Below are 8170 nucleotides of genomic sequence, written 5' to 3' on the forward strand. Positions count from 1 at the left end.
GACCCACGGCGCGAGCGCTGACGGGCGCGCCCGTCAGCGCGAAGCGCGGGGCGGCGTGGCCCTCGCCGCAGGGCTCGAGCCGGGCGATGGCCGCGAGCAGGTCGGCGGTGATGTCCTCGGGCTGCAAGAGGGCGTCGATGAGGACGCTGGGCTGAGCTGGTTCGAAACGCCCGACGTAGGCGCAGACGGCCTCGCGAAAGGCGCCCAGCTTGCCCTCCTCGAGGGTGAAGCCCGCCGCCTGCAAGTGGCCGCCGTAGCGCGTGAGATGGTCTTGCGCGCTGTCCAGGGCTCCCACCGCCGAGATGCCCGGCGTCGACCTCACCGAGCCCTTGCCCTGCGCCATGATGAAGACCGGCTTGTAGAAGCGCTCGAGCAGCTTGCTGGCGACGATGCCCATGACGCCGGGGTGCCAGCCGGGACTGTCTAAGACCAGCGCCGGGGCCGAGGGGTCCACGAGCTTCAGGGCTTCCTCGAGCATCTCGTCTTGGACCTTGCGGCGGTCGAGGTTGCGGGCGTCCAGATAGGCGGCGAGCTCGCGCCCGCGCCGCTCGGAGGCGGTGGTGAGGAGTTCCAGGCCGAGCTCGGCCTCGCCCAGGCGGCCGGCGGCGTTGAGGCGCGGCGCGATGACGAAGGCCACGTCGCGGGCGGTTGGCGCCCGCCCCGCCAGGCTGCGGCTGACGCAGGCGCGCACGCCCGGCCAGCGCGAACAGGCGAGCCTCTTTAAGCCCTCTAAGGCGAGCGCGCGGTTTTCACCCAAGAGCGGCGCCACGTCGGCGATGGTGCCGATGGTGGCGAGGTCGCTGTAGTCCAGCGGAGCCTCCAGGCCGAGCCGCCGGTGCAGCGCCCAGAGAAGGTGATAGGCCACGCCCGAGCCCGTCAGGGCGGGAGCCTCCGCCGCTCCGGCCAGCTTGGGATGGACCACCAGGCAGCCAGGGAGCTTCTCCCCCGGGCTGTGGTGGTCGCTCACGATGACCTCGACGCCGGCCTCTTGCAGCGCCGCCACCTCGGCCAGATTGGAGATGCCGCAGTCGATGGTGACGAACAGGTCGGCGGTGGCGGCGTGCTCGGCCACGCGGTCAGGGTGAATACCGTAGCCGTCCTCGAGGCGGTTGGGGATAAAGGGCGTGACCCGGCCGCCGAGCGCGCGCAGGCCCAAGGTGAGCACCGCCGTGCCGGTGATGCCGTCGGCGTCGTAGTCGCCGTGCAGCAAGATGCGCTTGCCGTTCTTTAGGGCCGCCTCGAGCCGCTGCGCCGCCTCGTCCAGGGAGGGAATCGCGCTCGGTCTGAGCGGCGGGTGGAGCGCTTCGCTTGCGCCCTCGGTAAAGCCCCGCGCCCAGAGCAGGCTCGCCAAGACCGGCGGCAGGCCGAGCTCGCGGCAGAGCCGCGCGACCTCGGCGGGCGGTGCGGGCGCGCGCAAGAGCCAGCGCGGGCTTAACGGGTCGGCAGCGGGGTCGGCGAGGGGCTGGGGCTGGGCCATGCTAACGCAGGTCCTCGAGGCTCAGCGTGCGGTCGGGGATGACTGGCTCGCCGGGGTCCGGCGGTCGAAACCCGCTCAGCCCCAAGTCGCGCTCGAGGCCCTTCAGTCGCTCCTCGAGCGCGCGCTTCTCGCGCCCGAGCCGCCGGAGCCGTGGCAGCAAGAGCGCCCAGGCGAGAGCAGCGCCCAGGAGAAGCGCGGCCAGGATTGCTGGCGCGGGCGGCAGCGAGCCGAGCAGCGGCAGACTGAGGAGCTGCGGGTTCAAGCTGTGCAACCAGACGAGATAGAGACCCAGCAACAGCATCAAGACGACAACAACGAGTTTCACCCGCACCTCCGAGGTTCAGTCTAACGCGGCCTTGCGGTCGGCGGCAAATCTCCCGTTCGGCCGCTTCACCCCCACTGCTTTCGGTATTGCCCTGCATCAGCCAAGCTAGGGGTGAGCTTGTGACGTGCAGGTGTTGTGCTCTAAAAACCGTGACCCGAGAAGCAGGCCCGACACGGGGTTTGCACGACAGCCACAGCCATCTTGCAGCTCTCGGAAGGGCTGGTGAGTTATGTCATGAAGCACTCCTAAAATCTCGTTATGGACGTAAAGGTAGGGTAGTAACGGAAAACGTTAGAATCGGGCAAGTTGTGTGGCGAGAAACACATCTTGCAATACCTTAATATTTAAGGTATTATCTGCGCATGACACTAGAGCGAGAGTCAACAGGATGATTCTGCGCGACTACGGCGAACCGCAGCGGCGCGGCGTCGATATGAACGCGCCCTGCAAGGTCTTCGGCTGGCCCAACATGGTGGTACAGGCATGCGCAGAAGCGGTCTTCTATCCCGAGCATGTGAGCCCCCTCTCCATCAAGACCGTCCTTTCCGGCTGCGAGGTCAACGAGGTCGGGCGCGCCCGCTTTGCCGTCACCAAGGAACGCTACCTTCTCCTCAACGACGGACAACGCCACGCCCACGCGGTAGACGAAGGCACCGAGGTCTTCACCGTGATGTTTCGCACGGGGTTTGCCAGCGAGGTCTTGGCGAGCCTCATCACGCCGAGCGAGCGGTTGCTTGACGACCCCGAAGGCGCACCCGAACCCGTTAGGTTTTTTGAGCGAACTTACCCCCACGACCCCGTTCTAAGGTCGCTGCTAGGGAAATTGCAGAGGAGATTTAAGGATATCGGGGCAAGCCAGGACGACCTCGAGAACGACTTCCACCCCCTCTTAGAACGCCTCTTGGAACTCCACCAAGGTGTCTACCGTGAAGCCCTAAAACTCCCTGCCGTACGCCACGCCACCCGAGTAGAACTCTATCGGCGGCTCTGGCGCGCTCGAGACTTTATCGAGGCGAGCTTCACAACGCCCATCGACCTCGCCGCCATCGCCGCTGCCGCCGCCCTCTCACCGCACCACCTCTTGCGCCTCTTTAAGAAGGTTTACGGCGAGACGCCTCACCGGTATGTGCAACGAAGACGGCTCGAGCACGCCCGTCTCTTGCTGCTGAACAGCGACCGCAGCGTGACCGACGTCTGTTTCGATGTAGGCTTTGAAAGTTTGGGCTCGTTCAGCACGCTATTCAAAACGCGCTTAGGCGTCTCCCCGGCCCTCTACCGCACCACCTCGCTGCGCGCCACCGAGAAGCAATCCCCCTTCGCCCTTCGGTAAAGTCGTCTAATACCCCATTTGGGGCACATAGCTAGGGGTTTGCGCGGGTCATTTGGTCAAGGAAACAGCCGGATAGCCAACGGGATTCGGTCGGAACTTTATACCCTTGCGGTGCACCCCTTCCCTAGCTACGCGTGCTAAGGTAGCCCTCGAGCGCCTCGTTTACCACGGCGTTAAGGCGCTTGCCACTCCTCTCGGCGTGCAGCGCCGCGCGCCGGTGGAGATCGGGGCTGGTTCGGACGTTGAACGACCCCCTAAAGGGTACGTTCGGCGCGACCCCGCGCGCTTGGCAGCTTGCAAGATAACCGTCTACCGCCTCGACAAAGGCGGCGCGCAGGTCGGTCACGGTGTCGGCTTCGTAGACCACCTTATCGCGGATGTACTCGAGCTTGCCCCAAAATACCCCGTCCTCCTCGCTGAGCCGTGCGCTACCGTAATAACCTCTGTGCTCCATCAAAAACCTCCTTCGTCGAGCGCTTCGATACCCGTTTCACAGGGCACCTTCACGATGTCGATAGCGTAGCGTTTTAAGGTGCGTCCACCGTGTGGCTCGTGCAAGCTGATGTTCGGCGCTACCGGGTGGAAGAACTTACGCCTCGAGCCGCCGCCTTTCTCCTCCTCGTAACCCAAGCCGATGAGCAAGGTTCTAAGCTCGCCCCAGGTGAAGTCGTTGGGTCGGGTGCGGAGCCGCTCGAGCCGTTTGCTACGCTTGCCCATGTCTTATTGTAACTGATTTTGTAACCGTAAGCAGGCGGGCTGTGCTAGTCCCAATCCTCGAGCTTTTTACCGCACGCCGCCTAAACGCGCAATTTTCGAGAAGCAATCCCCTTCACCCTTCGGTAACATTCACTCAGGAGGTTGGACATGAGCATCACCAAGCTGTACTCGGCTCCCATCTTTGTAAACGATCTGGACCAAGCCATCGACTTCTACGTGAACAAACTCGGCTTTGAGAAGCGCATTGACGAACCCTTTGACGAGGAGAGACACCGCTGGGTAGAGGTTGTACCCAAAGGCTCAGACACCGCCCTCATCCTCACCCACGGCTACGGCGGCTGGAGCCCGGAAAAAGTTGGCGGCAACAGCGGCCTGATGTTCAGTGTAGACGACATGGCGAGCACCTTTGAGACCCTAAAGGCACAAGGGGTGTCGTTTAAGGGCGAGCCCGACATCACCCCGTTCGGCATCTTCGCAACCTTCAAAGACCCCGACGGCAACGCCTTCACGCTGCATCAGGAAGTCCGTGAGTAAAAAAGGAGACCTTGCCATGAAAAAAGTCAACCCCTACCTCAACTTTGGCGGCAACACCGAAGAGGTCTTCGCTTTCTACAAGTCTGTGTTCGGTGGCGAGTTTCTCAGCGTGATGCGCTTCAGGGACCTTTCCGACAACGCGATGAACGTACCCGAAGAGGACCAGGACAAGATCGCCCACATCGCGCTGCCCCTCGGCAAGGACAACATGCTCATGGGGACGGACACGCTGGAGTCCCTGGGGCAGTCCTTGAGGGTCGGGAACAACTTCTACCTCGTTCTCGAGGCCGAAAGCGCAGAAGAAGCGGAAAGGCTTTTTAACGCACTCTCAGAGGGCGGCCAAATCGAGATGCCCCTGCAAAAGACCGAGTGGGCCGAGAAGTACGGCATTTGCGCCGACAAGTTTGGCGTTCAGTGGATGGTGGACTACACCGGGGACGCGAGCTTCTCCGGCACTTCGTAGAGATAAACATGACCAGCAACCGAGGTGTCGGTAGCACAACTCCGAAACTCCCTAGACGCAATCGGCCTCGCGTAAAGAAAGAAACCATGACGGCGACAACGGAGCTAAAACTAGCAGAACGCACAGAGGAGAATCTTACGTTTCCATCCCCATCAACGTCACGCTCGAGGAGTGGAGCAAGGCTAAGGAAATAACGCTCACGAGGAGGCACATGTTATAGAACAGGCTCCAGAAGGCAGAAAGTAGATGACAGCGCACGTTCAACATGCAAATCATTGATTGGAGAACGATCATGCACGACCGAGAAGAAATCCTTACAGAGATCAAAGGAGGAATTCGATGGGTCACGGTTGGCACCATCGCCCTTATCGTCGCTGCTGCGGCAGCTCTTGCCGTGCCCACCACCGTTCACGCACAAGAGGAGAGGACCGCTATGGAAGCTGCAACCGAACTCGAGCCCGCTGAGAGTGGCCGCGTCGAAGCCAACGGCGTCAACTATTACTACGAGATTCACGGACAAGGTGAGCCGCTGCTCTTGCTCCACGGCGGACTCGGGTCGATCGAGATGTTTGGGCCGGTGCTGCCGATGTTGGTGGAAGACCGGCGCGTGATCGCCGTTGACTTGCACGGCCACGGCCGTACACCGCTGGGTGATCGCAAGATTAGCCTGATCGATATTGGTGACGACATGGCGCTGCTGTTAAACGAACTTGGCCATCAGGAGGTTGACGTACTCGGATATTCATTCGGTGCCGGGGTGGGCTTCCGGCTCGCCGTGCAGCACCCCGAGATGGTGCGACGGCTGGCGATTGTTTCAGCCGGCTTCGCGCAGGAAGGATACTATCCCGAGATGCTGCCACAGCAGGCGCAGGTGGGCGCGGGCATGGCGGAGATGATGAAGGACACGCCCATGTATCGGTCCTATGCGGCTGTCGCCCCGAACCCGGACGAGTTCCCGGAATTGCTCGACCGAATGGGCGAGCTGATGCGGACGCCCTACCATTGGGCCGATGACGCGAAGGAACTCACCATGCCGGTCATGCTCGTCTATGGCGACAGCGACATGTTCCGGCCCGAACACATTGTTGAGTTCTACCAGCTTCTCGGCGGCGGCCTGAGAGACGCTGGCTGGATGCGCGAGAACATGTCGCAGAACCGGCTGGCGATCCTGCCCGACCTGACGCATTACGAAATTTTCATGGCGCCCGCGATGGTCAGGGCCGTGCTGCCCTTCCTGAGCGGAGAGAGCGGGACGAAGAGCTGGGCCGAACAGACGGAGCAGGAGGACTGAGACGAGCGCCAATGACGGCCAAGCCGCCTAACGATGATATGAATCCGACTTTCTCCTCGCTGCGCTCGTCGCAAGCGGAGAAGCCAACACAGTAACTCTCATGAGGAGGCACACGGTGCAAAAGATCACCCCCAACCTGTGGTTCGACGATCAAGCTGAAGAAGCGGTGCAGTTCTACACCTCACTCTTTAAGGGTTCAAAGGTGAGCGAGGTCGCGCGCTATGACAAGGCCGCAGCGGAGGCTTCCGGCAGGCCGCAGGGCAGCGCCATGACAGTAGACTTTCAGCTTGCCGGACAAGACTTTGTAGCGCTTAACGGCGGGCCTCACTTCAAGTTCACGCCCGCCATCTCGTTTTTCGTCACCTTGGGGAGCGAAGCAGACGTTGACGCGCTGTGGGAGAAGCTTGCAGCGGGTGGTAGCGTGCTCATGCCGTTCCAAGCGTATGACTGGAGCGAGAAATACGGCTGGCTTATTGATAAGTACGGCCTCTCTTGGCAGATTGCACTCGGCAAACGCGACGATGTGAGACAAACCAATGTACCCGGCGTAGCAGGTATCACCCCGTCGCTGCTCTTCGTCGGTAAGCAGCACGGCAGGGCTGAAGAAGCGCTGCGCTTTTACACCTCAGTGTTCGGGGACTCGAGTGTCACCGGCATCTTTCACTACAGTGCCGACGAGAGCGAACCGGCAGGGACCGTGAAACATGCTCAGTTCAGCCTTGAGGGTCAGACCTTCACGGTCATGGACAGCTCGCTAACGCACGACTTCACCTTCACCGAGGCCGTCTCGTTCATCGTCAACTGCGAATCGCAGGAAGAAGTCGATACCTTTTGGGAGACGCTCTCGGCACATCCCGAGGCGGAGCAGTGCGGCTGGCTGAAGGATAAGTTCGGGGTGTCGTGGCAGATCGTCCCTACGACGTTACCCAAGCTCCTCAGCGACGCCGACCCCGAGAAGTCGCAGCGGGTCATGCAGGCCATGCTCCAGATGAAGAAACTCGACATCGCGGCGCTCGAGCGGGCATACGCACAAGGATAAAGTGAAACGTTTTCCAAGCCTTCTCTACCGAGGTCTCGAGGCCGTCTTTGATGATACCTGCGGCAACCTCATCCAACTCTATCGGCGCTGAAGGCGCGCATAGCTTCACGCAGAACCACACCTGAACGGAAAAGGAGAATCGGCATGGGAAAAGTGATTTTAGGCATGACAATCTCACTGGACGGATACATCAATGACTCTAGGGGCAGTGTGGGCGCACTGTATCACGACCTTGCTACGCTGCCAGACACCGAGCCTCTGAAGGAGTCCATACAGAATACCGGCGCGGTGGTGATGGGGCGGAATACCTTCGCTATGGCAAAGGACCCGGATGACTACGCGGGTAATTACGAGTTTCAGGTGCCGATATTTGTTCTTACTCATGAGGTTCCGGAAAAGCATCCGAAAGAGACTCCTGAATTAACCTTCACCTTCGTGACCGACGGCCTAGAAAGCGCCCTTAGACAAGCTAGAGTGGCCGCTGGTGACAAAGATGTTTCCATCGTGGGTGGCGCAGATGTCACCCGCCGGTGCCTACAAGCAGGGCTCGCTGATGAACTGCATATTGACATCATGTCCGTGCTTCTTGGCGGTGGTCTCCGGCTCTTTGAAGATACTGGGACCGAACAGCTTCAACTGGAACGAATAAAGGTGGTGGAGCTTCCTGCCGGTAGAACCCATCTCAAATTCCGCGTTGTTAAATCGCACCAAGGCAATTAGGTAAGGAGAAGCTGCATGAGAAAGGTCATCCTTCAAAACTTCGTCACGCTGGACGGTTTCGCAGCCGACTCGAGCGGCGAAATAGATTTCATCGTGGCTGACAGAAGTGTAGATGAGGACTTTCTGCGCTCTGCGGACGCTATCGACACCATCTTGCTCGGGCGGGAGACGTACAGCATGTTTTCGCAGTATTGGCCGACGGTAACGACAGAAACCGAGCTGGTTGCCGATTTTGTAAACACCACCCCTAAAATCGTTTTTTCGCGCACGCTAG

11 protein-coding genes are annotated in these 8170 nt (G+C 60.6%); 7 read left to right on the forward strand and 4 right to left on the reverse strand.

Annotated features, from left to right (window positions below):
• Positions 1-1477: DHHA1 domain-containing protein (locus M3498_17575; protein ID MDQ3461076.1), on the reverse strand; the 1477-nt coding region annotated here is incomplete at its 3' end.
• A gap of 1 nt (position 1478) precedes the next feature.
• The gene (locus M3498_17580) at positions 1479-1802 is read right to left on the reverse strand and encodes a lipopolysaccharide assembly protein LapA domain-containing protein (GenBank protein MDQ3461077.1); all 324 of its coding nucleotides are present in this window, start codon (positions 1800-1802) and stop codon (positions 1479-1481) included.
• A gap of 388 nt (positions 1803-2190) precedes the next feature.
• Here M3498_17580 and M3498_17585 point away from each other — a divergent pair, with 388 nt between their 5' ends.
• Positions 2191-3132: an AraC family transcriptional regulator gene (locus M3498_17585; protein ID MDQ3461078.1), complete on the forward strand. Its 942-nt coding sequence runs from the start codon at positions 2191-2193 to the stop codon at positions 3130-3132.
• Positions 3133-3256: 124 nt separating this feature from the next.
• On the opposite strand, the gene M3498_17590 is transcribed toward M3498_17585, so the two are convergent.
• Both M3498_17590 and M3498_17595 read right to left on the reverse strand, forming a co-directional pair.
• The gene (locus M3498_17590; protein MDQ3461079.1) at positions 3257-3586 is read right to left on the reverse strand and encodes a type II toxin-antitoxin system HicB family antitoxin; all 330 of its coding nucleotides are present in this window, start codon (positions 3584-3586) and stop codon (positions 3257-3259) included.
• Complete coding sequence (locus M3498_17595) at positions 3586-3849, reverse strand: type II toxin-antitoxin system HicA family toxin (GenBank protein ID MDQ3461080.1); 264 nt, start codon at positions 3847-3849, stop codon at positions 3586-3588. The genes M3498_17590 and M3498_17595 overlap by 1 nt, the downstream gene beginning before the upstream one ends.
• Before the next feature lie 147 nt (positions 3850-3996).
• Between M3498_17595 and M3498_17600 the strand changes: the two genes are divergently transcribed.
• From M3498_17600 to M3498_17625, 6 genes are all read left to right on the forward strand, one after another.
• Positions 3997-4383 carry a VOC family protein gene (locus M3498_17600; GenBank protein MDQ3461081.1) on the forward strand — a complete coding sequence of 129 codons (387 nt, stop codon included), beginning with the start codon at positions 3997-3999 and terminating at the stop codon, positions 4381-4383.
• Positions 4384-4399: 16 nt separating this feature from the next.
• Positions 4400-4846, forward strand: a complete 447-nt coding sequence (locus tag M3498_17605) for a VOC family protein (protein ID MDQ3461082.1) — start codon at positions 4400-4402, stop codon at positions 4844-4846.
• A 433-nt stretch (positions 4847-5279) separates the two neighbouring features.
• Positions 5280-6137 carry an alpha/beta hydrolase gene (locus tag M3498_17610; protein MDQ3461083.1) on the forward strand — a complete coding sequence of 286 codons (858 nt, stop codon included), beginning with the start codon at positions 5280-5282 and terminating at the stop codon, positions 6135-6137.
• 115 nt (positions 6138-6252) lie between these two features.
• Positions 6253-7176 carry a VOC family protein gene (locus M3498_17615; protein ID MDQ3461084.1) on the forward strand — a complete coding sequence of 308 codons (924 nt, stop codon included), beginning with the start codon at positions 6253-6255 and terminating at the stop codon, positions 7174-7176.
• A 144-nt stretch (positions 7177-7320) separates the two neighbouring features.
• Positions 7321-7896, forward strand: coding sequence for a dihydrofolate reductase family protein (locus M3498_17620; GenBank protein ID MDQ3461085.1), 576 nt, complete (start codon positions 7321-7323; stop codon positions 7894-7896).
• 15 nt (positions 7897-7911) lie between these two features.
• The coding region (locus M3498_17625) for a dihydrofolate reductase family protein (GenBank protein MDQ3461086.1) at positions 7912-8170 on the forward strand (259 nt) is incomplete at its 3' end.

The organism is Deinococcota bacterium, assembly GCA_030858465.1.
Classification (GTDB): domain Bacteria; phylum Deinococcota; class Deinococci; order Deinococcales; family Trueperaceae; genus JALZLY01.